Origin of the sequence: Streptosporangium sp. NPDC000509, assembly GCF_042898365.1 — a bacterium.
GTDB lineage: Bacteria > Actinomycetota > Actinomycetes > Streptosporangiales > Streptosporangiaceae > Streptosporangium.
The window spans coordinates 207,054-225,420 of sequence record NZ_JBIAYX010000008.1 but is presented as its reverse complement, the minus strand read 5'-3'; the positions used below and the strand labels follow the sequence as shown (position 1 = coordinate 225,420).

The window sequence follows — 18,367 nt, the reverse complement described above, 5'->3', positions numbered from 1 at the left end:
TCGGCGGCTTCGGTTCCCGGCGGTCCCGGGCTCCTCTCGCCCGTATCCGCCTAACGCCCCGTGCGACTGGCGACCACGGTCTGGACCATGTGCTCCAGCGCGTACGCGGGGTCGGCCCCGCCGCCCTTCACCTGCGCATCGGCTGTGGCGGCCGCCTGGATGGCACGGGCGAGCCCTTCGGGCCCCCAGCCGTTCAGCTGCCGCTGGACCCGGTCGATCTTCCAGGGCGGCATGCCGAGATGGCTGGCGAGCTGACCACCCCGGAGATTGCGGGGAGCGCCTCCCACCTTGGCCAGCGAGCGCAGGCCCCCGGCGAGCGCGCTCACCAGCAGGACGGGGGCCGTACCGGTCGAGAGCGCCCAGCGCAGCTGCTCCAGGGCGTCGCCCAGCCGCCCCTCGACCGCCGAGTCCGCCACGGTGAAACCGCTCACCTCGGCCCTGCCCCGGTGGTAGCGCGCGACGGCGGCCTCGTCGATCGTCTTGCCGGGGGTGTCGAAGGCGAGCTGGCTGCACGCGGCGGCCAGCTCGCGCAGGTCGTTGCCCACGGCGTCGAGGAGGGCGGAGGCGGCGTCGGCCCCGATGGTGCGCCCGGCCCGCTTCAGCTCCGCCTTGACGAACGCGAGACGCTCGGCCGGTTTGGTCACCTTGGTGACGGAGACCACCTGGGCACCGGCCTTCTTGACCCCGTCGACCAGAGCCTTGCCCTTCACTCCTCCCGGATGGACGAGGACGAGCACGGTCTCGTCCGCCGGGTGCGCCGCGTAGGAGACGACCTCGGCGATGACGTCCTTGCCGAGGTCCTGGGCCGAGCGGACGACCACCACGGACCTCTCGCCGAACAGCGAGGGCGACGTCATGCGGGTGAGCTCCCCGAGCTCCATCTTCGAGCCGGGGAGGTCGTGCACCTCGGCGGTCGGATCGGCCGCCTTCGCCGCCGAGGTCACCTCGCTCACCGCGCGGTCGGCCAGGAGTTCCTCGTCGCCGAGGATCAGGATCACGGGTGCCGGATCGATTGCCGCCATGTCGAGCAGCATGCCACGTCTCGGTGACCGGCTGGGCCGTCGGCAAGCCGTTCGCAATCGAAATGCAGGTGCCACCGGGCACCCTGGGAAACACCAGAGGAGGTGAGAACCATGACAAACTCCACCATTCGCCGACACGCCTGCCCTCGCTGCGGAACATCCCTCGACGAGGGCCCGATCATGTACCGTTGCGCGCGCTGCAGCCGGTCGGTCTACGCCGCCGATGTGGACACCGAGTTCCGCCGCCAGGCCGGAAGCGGGAACTGATCCGCACCGGCGCGACCGGACCCGGAAGCCTGCCCACCAGCCTGCCCACCTCGGCCCGGACGCCCCGCGCCGCCCGCGAACGAGTCTCCGCCCCCCTCGCGATGACGGCCAGAGCCCCCTCGCGGACCACCACGGCGAGGTCTCCCGACAGATCCGTTCGGTAGACGCGGGCGCCGAGCCGGCGCAGCGCGGCCAGGGTCGACGGGGCGGGGTGGCCGTAGCCGTTGTCCGCCCCCACGCTGATCAGAGCGGCGCGGACACCGGAGGCGGCGAGGAAGCCCGGGTCGTGCCTGCCCGATCCGTGGTGCGGAACCTTGAGGATCTCGGCGGACGGCAGGCCGCGCCGGAGCAACTCCGCCTGGGCCTCGGTCTCGATGTCGCCGCTGAGCAGGGCCGCCCCCACGGCCCAGCGGACGTGCACCACGATGCTCGCGTTGTTGACGGCCGCCCCCTCCCCCGCGCCGGGCGGGGACGCTTCGGCCGCCGGGCCGATGACGGTGAGTTCGGAAGGCCCGAAACACCAGCTCACGCCGGGCCTCGCCGCCCACTCGACCACATGGCGACGGGCGAGGGCGTCGCTCAGCCTCCTCCCCTCGTACCCTCCGGCATCGTGCGGGGTCACCACCACCGCCCCCACGACGCGTCCGCGAAAGACCCCGTCGAGTCCTCCCACATGGTCGAGATGCGGATGGGTGAGAATGACCAGCGGCACCTCTTTGATCCCCATGGAGCGCAGGCAGCGGTCCATCCGCACCGGGTCGGGGCCCGCGTCCACCACCACGGCCCGCCCCGGTCCCGCCGCGACGAGCAACGCGTCTCCCTGACCGACGTCACAGGCCAGGAGCAACCATCCGCGAGGCGGCCAGCGTGCCACGATCGGCGCGGCCACCGTCACGGCGAGAACCAGCCCGGCCATGGCCGCGAGGGCGATCAGGCGTGACCGCCGATGTCGCAGCACCAGCACCGCGAGCGGGACGGCGGCGGCCAGCAGGAGCAGGCCGGTGACGCCGCCCGGCCACGGGATCACGCCCAGTGGGAGTCCGGCGGCGTGCGCGGCCACCTCGATGATCCATCCGGTGGCCAGCCCCGCCGGCCGGACCAGCAACTGGGCGAGCCCCATGTGCAGCGGGGCGATCAAGGCCACCGCGAAGCCGAGCAGGGTGGCGGGGGCGACGGCCGGTCCCGCGAGCAGGTTGGCGGGAATCGCCACCGGCGCGAGCTGCCCCGACATCAGGACCAGGACGGGGGTCACAGCGGCCTGAGCCGCGGCGGCCACCGCGGTCGCCTCAGCGAGCCATCGGGGCATGCGGGCCGAGAGCCGGTCGCGCCAGCCGGGAGCGAGGACCAGGATGCCCGCGGTGGCCGCGACCGACAGGGCGAAACCGTAGGAACGCGCGAGACCGGGAACGAAGAAGATCAACCCCAGGACCGTCACCGACAGGGCGGCGACACCGTCACGCGAGCGGCCCGTGCCGAGGGCGAGGGCGGCGACTCCACCCATCAGGAGTGCCCTGAGCACGCTCGGCGAGGGCCGGGCGACGACCGCGAAGGCGACCATGGCCGACATCGCCAGCACCGCCCGCGCCGCGAGGGGCAGCCCGGCCATTCTGGCCAGCGCGACCGCCGCCCCCGCCACGACGGCGAGGTTCGCGCCGGAGACCGCGAGCAGATGGCTGAGGCCTGCCGCCTTGAAGTCGGCCTTGACCTGCTCGTCCATCCGGGACACGTCACCGACCACCAGGCCGGGCAGCAGTCCGCGCTGCGCCGGAGGCAACACGTCGGCCGCCTCCCGCAATCCCGACCTGAGCGCGCCGGCCGCGCGCTGCTCCCAGGACGGCCCGCTCAACACTCGCGGTGCCCCTCTGACCAGCACCACCGCCGCGAGCAACTCTCCGGGGCCGGCCCGGCCGAAGCGACCGGTGACCTCCACTCGCTGGCTGGGCAGCAGGAAGCGCCACTCGGCGCCCGAGACGAACAGCACCACCGGAGCCCGCAGCACCACCCTGCCCGCTCCCGTACCGACCGACTCGACCCGGGCGGGCACCACGAAGCTCTCCCGGAGGGAAGGCCCTCCCCTCCTGCCCGTCTCCCGCGGGTCGTCGGTCACCACCACCTCGGCCACCGCCAGGGCGTTTCCTCCCGCGAGCTCGGCGATCGGTCCCGTACCGACCGCGTGCACCCGGAAGGCCACCGATCCCGCCACCGCGGCCGCGCACCCAAGGACCGCGATCATCGCGTTTCGCCGGCCCGCCACTCCCGGTGGCCGGGGCATGACGGCCATCGCCAGAGCACCTGCGGCCATGAGACCGGCCGTCACGGCACCGGTCACAGCCGAGCAGCCCAGCAGGACGAGGGCGGTGATCCATGAGGCCGCCGCCGGCAGCACCAGCTGAGCGGCATGTGCGCGCCTTCCCTTGCCGGAACCCTCCGGGCCTCCCTGCCCGCCCGAGCCTGCCGCACCTCGGGAATGACCGGGGTCGGCGGACCGTCGGGGACCGCCGGAGCCGATGGTCTCCTCCGGTCCGCACGGTCCCCCGAGACTCCGAAGAGCGGCGACATCGCGGCGGGGAGGGCCATCGGAGCCGGCTGCCGTGATGGCCGTGACGAGCCGTGTCACGACCTCCCTCGCCGTCGGCGCGTCAGACACGGACCTTGTCGCGCATCTCGGCGTACTTACGGTCGCCTATCCCGCTCACGTCGCGAAGCTCCTCGACGGTGCGGAAACCACCGTGGGCGTCGCGATATTCGGCGATGCGCCGGGCGAGCACCTCACCAACGCCCGGTAACCGCTCAAGCTGCTCGGGGGTGGCCGTGTTGAGGTCGACGACGGCGGTGGCGGGATCCACGGGATTCACCGGGTTGGGCGCCGCCGCGACGACGGCCGCGCCGGAGGGGCCGACGACGATCTGTTCGCCGTCGACGAGCCTGCGCGCGAGGTTGAGGGATCCCGTGGCGGCCGCCCCACGGATGCCCCCGGCCGCCTTGACCGCGTCGGCGACCCGGGAACCGTCCGGCAACGTGAGCACTCCGGGACGCCGGACCTTACCCGTCACGTGAACGGTGAGTCCGGTGAGCGGCGCGGACTGCCGGCGTGGAGCGGTGGCGGGCGCCGACAGCGGTGGCCCGGAGACCGGCACAGGTGGTGCCAGGGGCTCGGGCTCCGGTTGGGACCGCCAGGCGTACACGCCTCCCATGACGAGGGCGATCAGGGCGACAAGCAGCAGGAGACGCAGCCCGGGACGGCCGGGCACGAGCGCGGGGCTCTGGATGGCCACGACCTTGCGAAGCGCCTCGAAGGACGGGGGGATCGGTGCCGAACGCAAGCGCGAGGCGGGGCTGTCGTGGACGACATCCTCCATCCCGTCATGAACGCCGGGCCGCGCGTGCCGGCCCCGGCGCGGTATACCGCCCGGACGGCGTGGCGAGAGCAGGGGGGCGGGGGCGGATGATCCGCACCCTGTCAGGATCCTCAGCCGCGACTCGGCTTGGAACCGCTCGATGTTCTGGCCTGTGGTCCGCACCCGCAGGACGTTACGGTGGCGGCGGCGAGCGAACTTTCACCGAATCTGGTTCTGTGGATAACCGGAAGATCGCGCGACGGAGGGGGGACGCCGGTCATCTGATCGGCGTGTGGGACACCGAAGGCCCGGAGACCTGCGAGCGCAGAGAGGTGCGAACGCAAAGACGTGCAAGCGCAGAGAGCCACGGGCGAAAGACATCTGCGGGCGTCCCGTGTGTCCCCGCTGTCGCTGTCACGAATTCGGAGACGTCGGCTCCGAATCGGAGACGTCAGGACCCCGAAGACGTCAGAGGCTCACGAGAGGAGACGGTGATGCCCAGCATGCCGGGGCCGACATGGGCGCCGATGACCGAGCCGACCTCGACGACGACGACCTCGGTGAGTGCGGAAATACGTCCCTGCAGGCGTGCGGCCAGGACTTCCGCGCGGGACCGTGCGCCGAGATGCTGAACGGCGATCTCCACCGGGCCCGTGCCCGCGGCCTCGACCGCGAGGTCTTCGAGGCGGGAGATGGCACGACTCGCCGTACGGACCTTCTCCAACGGGACGATCATCCCATCGGATATGTGCAGGATCGGTTTGATCATCAGCGCCGAGCCGAGGAGGGTCTCCGCGGCGCCGATCCGGCCTCCCCTGCGGAGATGCTCCAGGGTGTCGACGTAGAAGAGGCTGCGGGCCGACTCCGCCCGGCGACGGGCGACGTCCGCCACCTCTGTCCGGGGCGCGCCCCGGGCGGCGGCGCTCGCGGCCGCGAGGACGGGGAATCCGAGACCCATGGCGATGGACCTGCTGTCGACGACGTCGACGGGAACGGGAGAGTCCTCGGCTCCCGCGCGGGCGGCCTCGACCGTACCGGACAACTCCGCCGACAGGTGGACGGAGACGATACCGCTCGCGCCCCGGGCCGCCGCTTCGCGGTAGACATCGGTGAAACGTCGCGGGGCGGGCCTGGAGGTCGTCACCCGGCCTCGTTCCCTCAGCACGTCCTCGCTGCCCGCGCCGTCGGTCCACGCCATGTCGTCGAACGACCTGCCGCCGACGACCACCTGGAGGGGCACCACGACGACTCCCAGGCGGGAGACCTCCTCCTGCGGGAGGTAGGCGGTGGAGTCCGTGATGACGGCGACCGGTGCGGGCATGTCCAGAGGCTACGTGGAGGAGATCACACGAAGGAGACGGGGTCGATGCCCAGGAGGGATCCGGCGGGTGAGGGTTTCGAGTGCGGACCCGCCGGAGGGAGGAGGGAGGGCTCTACTGGACGGGGGTGCCGCCGCGCCAGACCCGGCGAGGCTTGAGGCCGAAGGACCAGGCGAAGGCGCCCTCGTGGTCGGCGTCCCACTGGACGATGTCGGCCAGGCGGCCGGGAGCGAGGACGCCGCGGTCGGGGGCGCCGAGGACCGTGGCGCCGCCGAGGGTGGCGGCTCGGAGGGCGTCGCCGACACTCATGCCGAAGGCCGCGACGGCGAGGCTGATGACCAGGGACATCGAGGTGATGCCGCAGTGGCCCGGATTGTGGTCACTGCCGAGAGCCACGGTGACCCCCTGGGCGAGCATCCGGCGGACCGGGGGCAGGCTGCCACGCTGGAGGGCGGTCCCGGGGCAGACCACGGCGGGGACACCGTAGCGGGCCAGGATCGCGATGTCCTCGTCGGTGGTGTGGTGGAGCAGGTCGGCGGAGGCGCAACCGAGTTCGGCGGCGAGCTGAACGGCGCCGCGCCGGCTGTAGGCGCCGGCGTGCACGCGCGGCAGCAGGCCGACGTTGCGCCCGGAGGCGAGGACCCAGCGGGCCTCCTCCGCGGTGAAGTGGCCCTCGTCGCAGTAGACGTCGACACCGTCGGCTCCCGCCGCGGCGGCGTCGGCGCACCAGGAACCCACCGCCTCGACGTAGTCGCGCTGGCGGCCGAAGTATTCGGGCGGGACGACGTGCGCGGCCATGAAGGTCACGTGGACCCGCGGCATCATCGGCTCTTTCTCCAGCTCGCGCAGGAGCCGCACGTCGGCCAGCTCACCGTCACGGGTGAGGTGATAGCCGGTCTTGGCCTCGATGGTGGTGGTGCCGCTGAGCAGCCATTCACGGAGTCGCTCACGGACGCCGTTGCAGAGCGTCCAGGGGTCGGTGCCTCGGGTGACCGTCACGGTGGAGCCGATGCCGCCGCCCGCCGCGGTGATCGCGGAGGGGGTGGAACCGCTGGAGCGCATCGCCATCTCGGCGTAGCGGTTTCCCGCGTAGACCGGGTGGGTGTGCGCGTCGATCAGACCGGGGGTGACCAGCGCGCCGCCCAGGTTCTCGACGTGGTCGACGTCGACGATGTCGTCGACGACACCGGGCACGCTCTGCGGAAGATCCGCGGCGCGACCGACCCAGGCGATCCGGTCGTTGTGGACGAGAATCGCCGCGTTGCTGAACACGTCGTTTCCGGTCCAGAGCCGGCCGATGTTGGTCAGGAGGCGGACCGTCATCGCATCACCGCCTTGTGTTCAGGGGAAGACACCTGGAGGAGGACCGCACCCGGACGGGGCGGGCCGCTCCGCGCGGCGCCGAGCACCGCACCCTTCGAGCCCGCTGTGAGTCCGGACGGCATCGGGGGTCTCCTGCTCTCATCCGCGTGTCTGTTGTGCGGCGACAGTATCGCCGGGATCATGATCGGGCGATTTCAGTTCAGTTACGTTATTTCACAAGTCAGCCCGCTGTACAGGCTAATTGGGAAGAACGCCGCCCCTCCGCGACCGCACCTCACCCGCCGGCTCGACGGTCACGCGTGGCGTCGAACAACTTTCCACAGCTCAGACTACTTCTTCATCGCTCGTAACAGTAGTCACCAGAGCAACTTGCGTCATAACATCTCGCTAGATTTGCCTTATGGTAGCAATCTAAACCTTGGGCGACCACTGCAACTTTTGAGGCTTTTGTACGTTTTCGCACTCTCACAGTGCAGCCACCACAGGCTGTCGGACGCAAGTTCTGCCATTGAAATGCGGTTCGCCACCACTCTAAATTGGAACTCGAGAGACTCAAAACGCGCCCTCCCGGCGACCCTCCCCACCTGCCCGCGGGCCGGCACCGCGGGCGTGACGGCGATCCCACGGTCACCCGCGATCTCCGACGCCCTCGCCTCCAATGCTCCCTATGGGCACACACTCCAGGATGATGACGTCCGAGGAGCTCGCGGGACCTCGCGATGTGATACAGCGCACAGGCCGTCCAACCTCGTCGCTCCCCTCGAGGATCTGACCACAGGCGGCCCACCAAACCCCCAAAAAGGGTCGTAAGCAGGACGTTCCATGTAGCCTTTCGTGCGAGCTGTCTTCAGGTCGTACGCATGGGAGTTGCCTTGTCCGTCCACGCGGACGCCGGTCGGCGTCGCATCGAAGAACTTTTCCAGGAGCACGAGGCACGCGTCTTCAAGCGCTGGCTTGAGATCGCCCGTTCGTCCATCGGGGACCATGCGGAGAGCGGAAAGCTCGCCGATCAGTTGCGCGAGCTCTCCCAGGCGCTGCGTCAGTCCTTCGGGGACTCCGGAGACCTCAGTGACCTGCACGGCCTGCTCTCCGAACTCTCCCGGGACCGTGCCCGCCAGGGGTTCACCCCCACCGAGACCGCGACCCTGGTCTTCGGGCTGAAGGAGGCCCTCTACGAGGTCGTCGAGAATGACGGCTCCCCCGAGGCCGTGCGAGGTTTCATCTGGTTCTCCCGGGTAATCGACGACCTCGGCCTCTTCACCATGGAGAGCTACGCGGCGGCCAGGGAGAAGATCATCATTGACCAGGCGGAGCAGTTGCTGGAGCTGTCCACCCCGGTGGTCAAACTCTGGGAGGGCATCGTCGCGGTGCCGTTGGTCGGTACGCTCGACTCCGCCAGGACCCAGGTCGTGATGGAGAAGCTGCTCCAGACGCTCGTCGACACCGGCTCCGAGCACGCGGTCATCGACATCACGGGGGTCCCCGCCGTCGACACGGAGGTCGCCCAGCACCTGCTCAAGACCGTGGTGGCGGCCCGGCTGATGGGTGCCGAGTGCGTGATCTCCGGTATCCGCCCGCAGATCGCGCACACCATCGTCACCCTGGGCATCGAGTTCGGTGACATCGTGACCAAGGCCACCCTCGCCGACGCGCTGGCCCACACACTGCGGGCGAGCGGCGTCAAATTCGTCAAGGGCGGGGCGTCCCGCATCGCCGTGCGGACGGTGGAGGGCTGATGGATCGCGTTCCCATCCTCAAACTCGGCGACATCCTGATCGTCTCCATCCAGATCGACCTGCAGGACATGAGCGTGCTCGCCCTGCAGGAGGACCTGTCGGAGAAGGTCGTCGAGACCGGCGCGCGCGGGGTGATCATCGACATCACCGCCGTGGAGATCGTCGACTCCTTCATCGGCCGGATGCTCGCCACCATCGCGGCGATCTCCCGCATGCTCGACGCCGAGACGATCGTCGTCGGCATGCGACCGGCGGTCGCGATCACCCTCGTCGAGCTCGGCCTCTCCCTCGGCGGCGTACGCACGGCGCTCAACCTCGAGAAGGGCGTCGCGCTGCTGAACCAGATCGAAGAACTCCAGCACTCCGAGGCCTCCCGGTGACAACCGCGAAGGAACTGCCCATCAACGCCAACGGCGACGTCGTGCTGGTCCGCCAGCACGTCAGGACCGTCGCGGTGGACGTGGGCCTCTCCCTGGTCGACCAGACCAAGGTGGTGACCGCGGCCAGTGAGCTGGCCCGCAACGCCCTGGTCTACGCGGGAGGCGGGCAGGTACGGGTCGAGGTCGTCCACAAGGGCATGCGGCGGGGCCTGCGGATGGTCTTCAGCGACAACGGCCCCGGCATCTCGGACATCGAGCAGGCACTGACCGACGGGTGGACCACCGGCGGAGGCCTGGGGCTCGGCCTCAGTGGTTCGCGTCGCCTGGTCGACGAGTTCGACCTCGAATCGACTCCCGGTGAGGGAACGTTGATCACGGTGACGAAATGGGCGCGCTGATCCACTCCCAGCGTGACAACTGGGTGAGGGCCGAGGACGCCAGCGCGATCGGCGCCCTTCGCCGTACCGCCGTGACACTCGCCGAGGCGAGGGGATTCAGCGAGGAGGACAGCGGACGGGTCGCCGTCGCGGTGAGCGAGGCCGCCTCGAACCTGGTCAAGCACGCGACCAACGGGGTCATGCTGATTCGCCCCCATCTGGAACTGGACTCGGCGGTGGAGGTCCTCGCGATCGACCAGGGGCCGGGAATGCGGGACGTCTCCCGTGCCCTGCGCGACGGCTACTCCACCACCGGCACCCTCGGCATCGGCCTGGGGGGCATCGCCAGGATGGCGAGTGGATACGAGGTTCACTCCATGCCCGGCCGGGGCACCGTGCTCGGTATGTACTTCGTCGCGCAGGGCGCCCCTCGGCCCCGGTGCCGGGTGAGCGGCCTCACCCGCCCGATCGGCGACGAGACCGTCTGCGGCGACGCGTTCGTGATCACCGATGACGGCGCCGTGACGACCGTGATGCTCTGTGACGGCCTCGGCCACGGCCCCGCGGCCGCCCATGCCTCCCAGGAGGCGGCACGGCTGTTCCTGCGGCACACCGACCTCGCCCCGATCACCGCCCTGGAACGCATCCACGCCGGTCTCGGCCACACCAGGGGCGGCGCGGTCGCCGTGGCCCGTGTCGACGGCGCAGCCGGCACGGTGAGCTTCGCCGGCCTCGGCAACGTCTCCGCGTGGATCGCCCACAACGACGGCCGTCAGGGGATGATCTCGGTTCCCGGCATCGCCGGTCACAAGGCCAGGACGCTGCGCCAGTACGAGTACGTCCTGCCACCGCACAGCGTCGTCCTGCTCCACTCCGACGGTCTGTCCGAGCGGTGGAACATCACCTCCTATCCGGGTCTTGTCACACGCCTTCCCTCCGTCGTCGCCGGCACGCTGCTGCGTGAGGCCGGGACCCGCAGGGACGACGCCTGCGTGGTCGCCGTCAGGCCGGGCACATGACCGGGGACGAGCTGATCCAGATCCATGTCCGGGACGACCAGGATGTCTTCGCCATGCGCAAGCTGGGCCGTGAGGTGGCGGAGAACGTCGGGATGGAGACCCAGGACCAGATCCGGGTGGCCACCGCGCTGAGCGAGATCGGCAGAGAACTCGTGGAGGCGGGGAGCGACGCCTTCGTCGCCTTCCGGCTGGAGCGGGACGCCCTGCTCATCGCGGTCGACTTCTCGAAGGCCGACTTCCGTCCTTCCGACGGCATGACCCTCGCGGGGCGTCTCGTCGACCGCATCGAGCTCGATTCCGCCGAGGGAAGAATAAGCATGGTCAAACGGCTCCCGCAGGGCCGCAAGCCGAGATTCTCGGCGGAGGAGATCCGCGCCAGGCTCGCCGCGGCCGCGCCCACGACGGCCCTCGACGAGCTGCGCAGGCAGAACCGCGAACTCGCCGAGACCCTGGAGGAGGTCCTGCAGCTCAACACCGAACTGCAGGAGACCAACCGGGGAGTGCTCGCGCTCTACAACCAGCTGTCGGAGGAGTTGGAGGAGACCAACCGCGGCGTCGTGGCGCTCTACGCGGAGCTGGACGAGAAGTCCGCGCAACTCCGGGCGGCGAGCGACGCGAAGAACAGGTTCTGGGCCACCGTCAGCCACGAGCTGCGCACCCCCCTCAACTCGATCATCGGCCTGGTCCGCCTCCTGGTGGGCCCCGGCGGGGACCCTCTCGCCGACGAGCAGCTCCACCAGATCAACCTCATCGGTTCCTCCGCGGAGACGCTCCTGTCGCTGGTGAGCGAGTTGCTCGACATGGCGAAGGCCGAGGCGGGCAGGCTCGACCCTCAGCCCTCCATGGTCGATCTGACGGCCCTGGCCGAACGGCTGCGCATGACGTTGCGCCCCACCACCGGCCACGACGGGGTGCGGCTCACCGTGGAGGTCTCGCAGGCTCCGACGGAGATGATGGTGGACGAGGTGATGCTCACCCGGATCCTGCGCAACCTGCTCACCAACGGACTGAAGTTCACCGAGCAGGGCGAGGTCAAGCTGGAGGCGAGGCTCGACGAGACCACCCAGGATCTGGTCTTCACCGTGACCGACACGGGGATAGGCGTGCCCGAGGAGCATCTGGAGCGCGTCTTCGAGGAGTTCTTCCAGGTTCCCGGACCGATCCAGGTGCGGAGCAAGGGGACCGGGCTCGGCCTGCCGTACGCGCGTCGGCTGGCCGAAGCGATGGGCGGCGGGCTGCACCTGACCAGCGTCGCGGGCTCCGGCACCACGGCCACCCTGAGGCTGCCCTACCGGCACGACGGGGCCCCCGTGGTCGACCGGTTGCTCGTCGTGGACGACGACGAGGAGTTCCGCGCCGTCGTGCGCCGGATGCTCACCGGATTCGCCGCCCACATCGACGAGGCCTCCGACGGCCTGAGAGCCCTGGAGATGATGGAGGAGAACCCACCCGACGTCGCCTTGGTGGACCTGCTGATGCCCCGGCTCGACGGCACCGCGCTGATGCTGCGGATGTCCGACGACGAGCGGCTGCGCAAGGTGCCGGTGATCGTCGTGACCGTCGCCACGGCGCGCCAGGTCCCCGAGAGGGCGCACATGATGGTCCCCAAGCACGGCCTCCGCCGCGACACCCTGCTGGAGGCGATCGAGAGCGCCCTCGGACACGTCGATGACTAGGAGCACGGTGAGGAAGGAGGCGACCGTACTGGTCGTGGACGACACCCCGACCAAGCTGTACATCCTGTCGAGCTGGCTGCGGCGCTCGGGTCACCAGGTCGTGCAGGCCACCGGCGGCATGGAGGCACTCGCCAAGGTGCGGGAGCTCCTCCCCGACCTCGTCGTCCTGGACGTACGGCTGCCCGACATCAGCGGCTACGAGGTCTGCGAGCAGATCAAGGCGGATCCGGCGACGTCCTCCATCCCGGTCATCCAGATCTCCGGGGCCGCGATCACCCCCGCCGACCGGGCCCAGGGGCTCGAACGCGGGGCGGATGCCTATCTGGCGGAGCCGGTCGAGCCGGACGAGTTCGCCGCGACGGTCGAGGCCACGCTGCGCTACTACCGTGCCCGGCAGCGGGCCGAGCTGATGGCCGGACGACTCGCCGCCCTCACCGAGGTCACGCTCTCGATGAACTCCGCCGAGACGTTCGACGAGCTCCTCGCCACGGCCGTCGAGGGAACCTCACGGATCCTGGGGCGGCACGCGGGCGCGCTCGCCCTGCCCCCCGACGGCCGGACCCGAAGGTTCGCCGCGACTCCTTCGGACAACGTCGCCCAGGCCAAGGTTGCGGCGCCGGACACGCTGCCCAGGCTGAGCGCGATGTCCCTGGGTGCCGCCGCGGGCACCCAGGTCCTCACGGTGCCGGCCGCCGAGTGGATGGAGCTGATGCCCGACGCGACGCTCGACGGTGACGTCTCGGCGGTGATCTGCCGCACCAAGCTGGGCAGGCCCGCCGTCTATCTCGGGGTGGTGGAGACGCCGCCGCTCGACCCCGACGAGTCCAACGTGCTGCGCCAGCTCGGCCAGGCCCTCGCCCTCGCCGTGGACGCGCTGCGGGCGTACGCCGAGGAGCACGCGATCGCCCTCACCCTGCAGCGCAGTCTGCTGCCGGCCCGGATCCCCGAGATCCCCGGAATCGCGATCAGCTGGCGGTACCAGCCCGCGGTCGACAACGTCGAGGTCGGCGGTGACTTCTACGAGGTCCTGCGGATGGACCACCGGGTGCTCATCGCCATCGGCGACGTCCAGGGGCACTCGCTGCTCGCCGCCACCGTCATGGCGGAGTTGCGCCACGCGCTGCGTGCCTCCGTCATCGACGACCAGGATCTCGGCACGTCGATGGCGCTGCTCAACAACGTGCTGCGGCGCTACCACCCCGGCATGACCGCCACCGTCGCCCTGTTCCTGATCGATCCGGTGACCGGGGAGATGGAGATCTCGAACGCGGGACACATCCCGCCTCTCGTCATCGCGGACGGCCACGCCCGCTACCACGCTCTGGGCAACCTCCTGCTGGGGGTGGCCGAGGAGACCTACCGGGTCGACCGGGTGAACATCCCCGAGGGAGCCTCGGTGCTGCTGTTCACCGACGGGCTCATCGAGGATCGCGACAAGCTGCTCGACGAGAGCCTGGAGATCGTACGGCACCTGGCGGAGAGCCTGGAGGGAGACCAGGAGGCCTTTTGCGACCGGCTGATCGAGCGGTTCGGTGCCAGGGAGGACGACGTGGCGCTGGTGATGTTCCGGCGCGAGAAGCGCTGAACGACGTCCGGGAGGCGGCGGACGCGCCCGGATGTGCTAGATGCGCCGTACCGCCATAAGAGGACGGTACGGCGCACTTTGGCGGGTCAGACTGCGGTCTCGACCGGTTTGGCGGTCTTCTCCAGCTCGGCGAAGAGGCCGGGCAGGACCCTGGCGTGCAGCACCGTACCGTCTCCGGTGTGCTCGACGCCGAGGACCTCGCCCTCCTTGTGCGCCCTGGAGATCAGGTCACCGCGCTCGTACGGCACGAGAAGCCTGACCTCCTGGTCGAAGCGGGGCAGCTCCCGCTCGATCACGGCCCTCAGCTCGTCGAGTCCGGCGCCGGTGCGGGCCGAGACCACGACGGTGTGCTTCTCCTTCGCGGTCAGCTGGGCCAGCACCACCGGGTCGGCGGCGTCGGCCTTGTTCACGACCACGATCTCGGGGATGTCGCGGGCGCCCTCGATGTCGCCGATCACCTCGCGTACCGCGGCGAGCTGCGACTCGGGGTCGGGGTGCGAGCCGTCGACCACGTGCAGGATCAGGTCGGCGTCGCCGACCTCCTCCAGCGTGGAGCGGAACGCCTCGACGAGCTGGTGCGGCAGGTGCCGGACGAATCCGACGGTGTCGGCGAGCGTGAACAGGCGGCCGTCGGGCGTGTGCGCCTTGCGGACCGTCGGATCGAGCGTGGCGAACAGGGCGTCCTCGACCAGCACCCCCGCGCCGGTCAGCCGGTTCAGCAGCGAGGACTTGCCCGCGTTGGTGTATCCGGCGATGGCCACGGCGGGAACCTCGCGCTGCAGGCGCCGCGAGCGCTTGGTCACGCGGGCCGTGGTCATCTCGCCGATCTGGCGGCGCAGCTTGGCCATCCGCTCGCGGATCCGGCGGCGGTCCAGCTCGATCTTGGTCTCACCGGGTCCGCGACCTCCCATGCCGACGCCGCCCGCGGCGCGACCGCCGACCTGGCGTGACAGGTTTCCGCCCCAGCCTCGCAGGCGCGGCAGCAGGTAGTTGAGCTGCGCGAGCTCGACCTGCGCCTTGCCCTCGCGGCTCTTGGCGTGCTGGGCGAAGATGTCGAGGATCAACATGGTCCGGTCGATGACCTTGACCTTGACGATCTCCTCAAGCTGGCGGAGCTGGCCGGGGCTCAGCTCTCCGTCGCAGACCACGGTGTCGGCACCGGTGGCGGAGACGATGTCGGCGAGCTCCTGCGCCTTGCCGGAGCCGATGTAGGTCGCGGTGTCGGGCTTCTGCCTGCGCTGGATCAGACCTTCCAGGACCTCCGAGCCCGCGGTCTCGGCGAGGAGCTTCAGCTCAAGGAGGGAGTTTTCCGCGTCGGTCGACGTACCGGAGGTCCAGACACCGACGAGGACGACCCGCTCAAGCCGCAGCTGGCGGTATTCGACCTCGGTGACGTCTTCCAGCTCAGTGGAGAGGCCCGCCACCCGGCGGAGTGCCTGGCGTTCGGCCAGGTCCATCTCGCCGTTGTCGAGCAGGTCGTCGAATCGGTCGATGTCCAGCGGCTCACGAGTGTCTATGTCGTCGCTCCATTCAGATGGTTGGTGCGTATGCGTTCTTCTCACAGAAGAGAACGCCCCGACACCCCGGGTCTCTTCCCCTTGATGGTGCCACGGGAACCTCCGGTCATCACCTGGTTATCACCGCCTCGTCCCGGCGCGCCGTGAACGCCCCTCGGTCGGGGCCCCGGGAACGGCGCGAAGGCGCGGCCTCAGGGAAGCCGGACCGAGGCGTCGCCCGAGCCGGTCCGCAGCGTGACCTTGCGGGGCGAGGAGGGGTCCCTGACCACCTCCACGGTCTCCTGCCCCGAACCGGTGTCGGTGGTGACGTCGTAGCCGCCCTTGGGAAGGTAGGCGACGACGTCGCCGGAGCCGGTCTCGATCCGCACCTCCTCGGGCGCGGCGGAGAACCTCGCCTCGACGTCGCCGGAGCCGGTGTCGGCGACGAACCGCTTGGAGGTCAGGGCGCCGGCCTCGATCTCGCCGGAGCCGCTCGTGGCCTCAACCTCCCCGGTGAGCCCGCGCATCGTGATGGTGCCCGAGCCGGTGTCGAGTTTGGCCGTGAGGCCCCGCGGGATCTCGACCTTGTAGTCGACCGAGCAGTTCCCGCGGCATTCGTAGCGCAGGGTGAGCGTGCCGCCGTCCACCGGGTGCCGGAGGGTGGGCTTGTCGCCACGCCAGTGGATGGTCTCGGTCACCCGGACGGCCTCCCGGTCCGACTCGGCGACCACGATGTCCCCGGAGCCGGTGGCGACGTCCAGGGCCTTCAGCTCGCCGGTGACGTCGTAGGAGACGACCTCCTGCTGCCGGTCGCGGAAGTCGAGTGCGCCGCACCCCGAGAGCACGAACACCGACCCCAGGATCGCCCCTGCGACGACCATGTTCCTCTTCATGTGCTCAGTCCTCGACCTTCCGGGAAACCTTCGCTTCCCAACCGACGTGCGACGGGTTCGTCCTCTCCCTCTGCCGACCTGCCGAGGGCGCTGACCCAACTCTGACCGAGCCCGCCTCCCAGATCATCGGGGAACGCCCGGATCGACCCCTGAGGGGACCCTGCCTTTGACCGGTGACCGGCCCTGAAGTAGCGTCGATTCCACAATTCAGAATTACTTTTCCACCATATGGAAGTCCGCGAGGAAAGAGGACCCATGGACGGCGTTGAGATCGGCGGCCCCCTCCAGGACCGCTTCGAGGAGATCCTCACGCCGGAGGCACTGGCCTTCCTGGCCACCCTCCAGCGCGAGTTCGACGGCCGGCGTCTGGAGCTGCTGGAGGCCCGCCAGACCCGCCAGGCGGAGCTGTCGGCGGGAGGCACCCTCGACTTCCTGCCCGAGACCCGGCACGTGCGTGAGTCCGAGTGGCACGTCGCCCCGCCCGCCCCCGGCCTGGTGGACCGCCGCGTGGAGATCACCGGCCCCGTCGACCGGAAGATGACGATCAACGCGCTGAACTCCGGCGCCAAGGTGTGGCTCGCGGACTTCGAGGACGCCAACGCTCCCACCTGGGAGAACACCATCAACGGCCAGCTCAACCTGCGCGACGCGCTCGATCGGACCCTGGACTTCTCCGCCGGGGAGAAGAGCTACGCCCTCAAACCGGACACCGAGCTCGCCACCATCGTGGTCCGGCCCCGCGGATGGCACCTGAACGAGAAGCACCTCACCTGTGACGGCAGGCCGTTCTCCGCCTCCCTCGTCGACTTCGGCCTCTACTTCTTCCACTCGGCGCAGCGGCAGATGGCCAAGGGCAGGGGCCCGTACTTCTACCTGCCGAAGATCGAGTCACACCTGGAGGCCCGCCTCTGGAACGACGTCTTCGTCAGGGCCCAGGAGCTGCTCGGCATCCCCCACGGCACGATCCGGGCGACGGTGCTCATCGAGACCTACCCTGCCGCGTTCGAGATGGACGAGATCCTCTACGAGCTCCGCGACCACTCCGCGGGGCTCAACGCCGGCCGCTGGGACTACCTCTTCAGCGTGATCAAGAAGTTCCGCACCCGGGGCCGCGAGTTCCTGCTGCCCGAGCGCAACGCCGTGACGATGACCGCTCCGTTCATGCGGGCCTACACCGAGTTGCTGGTCCGCACCTGCCACCGGCGCGGGGCCCACGCCATCGGCGGGATGGCCGCGTTCATCCCCTCCCGCCGCGACCCCGAGGTCAACAAGGTCGCCCTGGAGAAGGTCACCGCCGACAAGACCCGCGAGTCCGGCGACGGTTTCGACGGCTCGTGGGTGGCGCACCCCGACCTCGTGCCGATCTGCCGCGACGTCTTCGACGCCGTCCTGGAGGACCGGCCGAACCAGCTCCACCGCCTGCGCGAGGACGTCTCCGTCTCCGCCGCCGACCTGCTGGCGGTCTCCAAGACCCCCGGCGACATCACCGAGGCGGGGCTGCGCAACAACGTGGACGTGGCGCTGCGCTACCTGGCCGCCTGGATGGGCGGGCTGGGCGCGGTGGCGATCCACAACCTGATGGAGGACGCGGCGACCGCCGAGATCTCCCGTTCCCAGATCTGGCAGTGGATCCACAACGGCATCGAGCTCGCCGACACCGGTGCCGTGGTGACCAGGGAGCTGGTCGAGAGGATCATCGACGAGGAACTCGCCAAGATCAAGGCGGAGCCCGGCTACGACGAGGCCCGTTACGGTCAGGCCACCGCCCTGTTCAAGGAGGTCGCCCTCGACGACGACTTCGCGGAGTTCCTTACCCTCCCGGCCTATGCGCGTATGCCGTGACATGACCAGCCCGACAGTGCGGAATCCTCATCCCCCGGCGGGGATTCCTCACTCCGGGCGGTCCCCGCGGGCGGATGCGGACGCCGGGCTCAGT

At 70.1% G+C, this 18,367-nt stretch carries 14 protein-coding genes; 7 read left to right on the top strand and 7 right to left on the bottom strand.

The window, feature by feature from the left end:
* Nucleotides 1-50: 50 nt before the first annotated feature.
* From holA to hutI, 5 genes are all read right to left on the bottom strand, one after another.
* The gene (gene holA, locus ACFY3D_RS16910) at nt 51-1,022 is read right to left on the bottom strand and encodes a DNA polymerase III subunit delta (protein ID WP_350944580.1); all 972 of its coding nucleotides are present in this window, start codon (nt 1,020-1,022) and stop codon (nt 51-53) included.
* Between the two features lie 178 nt (nt 1,023-1,200).
* A complete protein-coding gene (locus tag ACFY3D_RS16905) occupies nt 1,201-3,675 on the bottom strand; it encodes a ComEC/Rec2 family competence protein (RefSeq protein WP_389980325.1) in 2,475 nt (824 codons plus the stop codon).
* 253 nt (nt 3,676-3,928) lie between these two features.
* Entirely contained in the window at nt 3,929-4,648 is a 720-nt protein-coding gene (locus ACFY3D_RS16900) for a helix-hairpin-helix domain-containing protein (RefSeq protein ID WP_389980323.1), read from the bottom strand.
* 430 nt (nt 4,649-5,078) lie between these two features.
* Entirely contained in the window at nt 5,079-5,948 is an 870-nt protein-coding gene (locus tag ACFY3D_RS16895) for a DegV family protein (RefSeq protein WP_389980321.1), read from the bottom strand.
* Between the two features lie 112 nt (nt 5,949-6,060).
* The gene (gene hutI / locus ACFY3D_RS16890) at nt 6,061-7,269 is read right to left on the bottom strand and encodes an imidazolonepropionase (protein WP_350944587.1); all 1,209 of its coding nucleotides are present in this window, start codon (nt 7,267-7,269) and stop codon (nt 6,061-6,063) included.
* A gap of 860 nt (nt 7,270-8,129) precedes the next feature.
* Here hutI and ACFY3D_RS16885 point away from each other — a divergent pair.
* From ACFY3D_RS16885 to ACFY3D_RS16860, 6 genes are read left to right on the top strand one after another with little or no spacing between them, the layout of a single operon-like run.
* Entirely contained in the window at nt 8,130-9,005 is an 876-nt protein-coding gene (locus tag ACFY3D_RS16885) for an STAS domain-containing protein (protein WP_389980319.1), read from the top strand.
* Nucleotides 9,005-9,385: an STAS domain-containing protein gene (locus ACFY3D_RS16880; protein ID WP_389980317.1), complete on the top strand. Its 381-nt coding sequence runs from the start codon at nt 9,005-9,007 to the stop codon at nt 9,383-9,385. The genes ACFY3D_RS16885 and ACFY3D_RS16880 overlap by 1 nt, the downstream gene beginning before the upstream one ends.
* Nucleotides 9,382-9,783: an anti-sigma regulatory factor gene (locus tag ACFY3D_RS16875; protein ID WP_389980315.1), complete on the top strand. Its 402-nt coding sequence runs from the start codon at nt 9,382-9,384 to the stop codon at nt 9,781-9,783. Before ACFY3D_RS16880 ends, ACFY3D_RS16875 begins: the two co-directional genes overlap by 4 nt.
* Entirely contained in the window at nt 9,771-10,781 is a 1,011-nt protein-coding gene (locus tag ACFY3D_RS16870; RefSeq protein ID WP_389980313.1) for an ATP-binding protein, read from the top strand. Before ACFY3D_RS16875 ends, ACFY3D_RS16870 begins: the two co-directional genes overlap by 13 nt.
* Nucleotides 10,778-12,457, top strand: coding sequence for an ATP-binding protein (locus tag ACFY3D_RS16865; RefSeq protein ID WP_389980311.1), 1,680 nt, complete (start codon nt 10,778-10,780; stop codon nt 12,455-12,457). The genes ACFY3D_RS16870 and ACFY3D_RS16865 overlap by 4 nt, the downstream gene beginning before the upstream one ends.
* The gene (locus ACFY3D_RS16860) at nt 12,450-14,042 is read left to right on the top strand and encodes a SpoIIE family protein phosphatase (protein ID WP_389980309.1); all 1,593 of its coding nucleotides are present in this window, start codon (nt 12,450-12,452) and stop codon (nt 14,040-14,042) included. The genes ACFY3D_RS16865 and ACFY3D_RS16860 overlap by 8 nt, the downstream gene beginning before the upstream one ends.
* 86 nt (nt 14,043-14,128) lie before the next feature.
* On the opposite strand, the gene hflX is transcribed toward ACFY3D_RS16860, so the two are convergent.
* Nucleotides 14,129-15,499 (bottom strand): GTPase HflX, encoded by a 1,371-nt coding sequence (gene hflX, locus ACFY3D_RS16855; protein ID WP_362502212.1) that lies wholly within the window; start codon nt 15,497-15,499, stop codon nt 14,129-14,131.
* 251 nt (nt 15,500-15,750) lie between these two features.
* Nucleotides 15,751-16,431 carry a DUF4097 family beta strand repeat-containing protein gene (locus ACFY3D_RS16850; RefSeq protein ID WP_350944597.1) on the bottom strand — a complete coding sequence of 227 codons (681 nt, stop codon included), beginning with the start codon at nt 16,429-16,431 and terminating at the stop codon, nt 15,751-15,753.
* Between the two features lie 255 nt (nt 16,432-16,686).
* Between ACFY3D_RS16850 and aceB the strand changes: the two genes are divergently transcribed.
* On the top strand, nt 16,687-18,273 hold the full coding sequence (gene aceB, locus ACFY3D_RS16845) for a malate synthase A (RefSeq protein WP_389980307.1): 1,587 nt from the start codon (nt 16,687-16,689) through the stop codon (nt 18,271-18,273).
* Nucleotides 18,274-18,367: the final 94 nt, after the last annotated feature.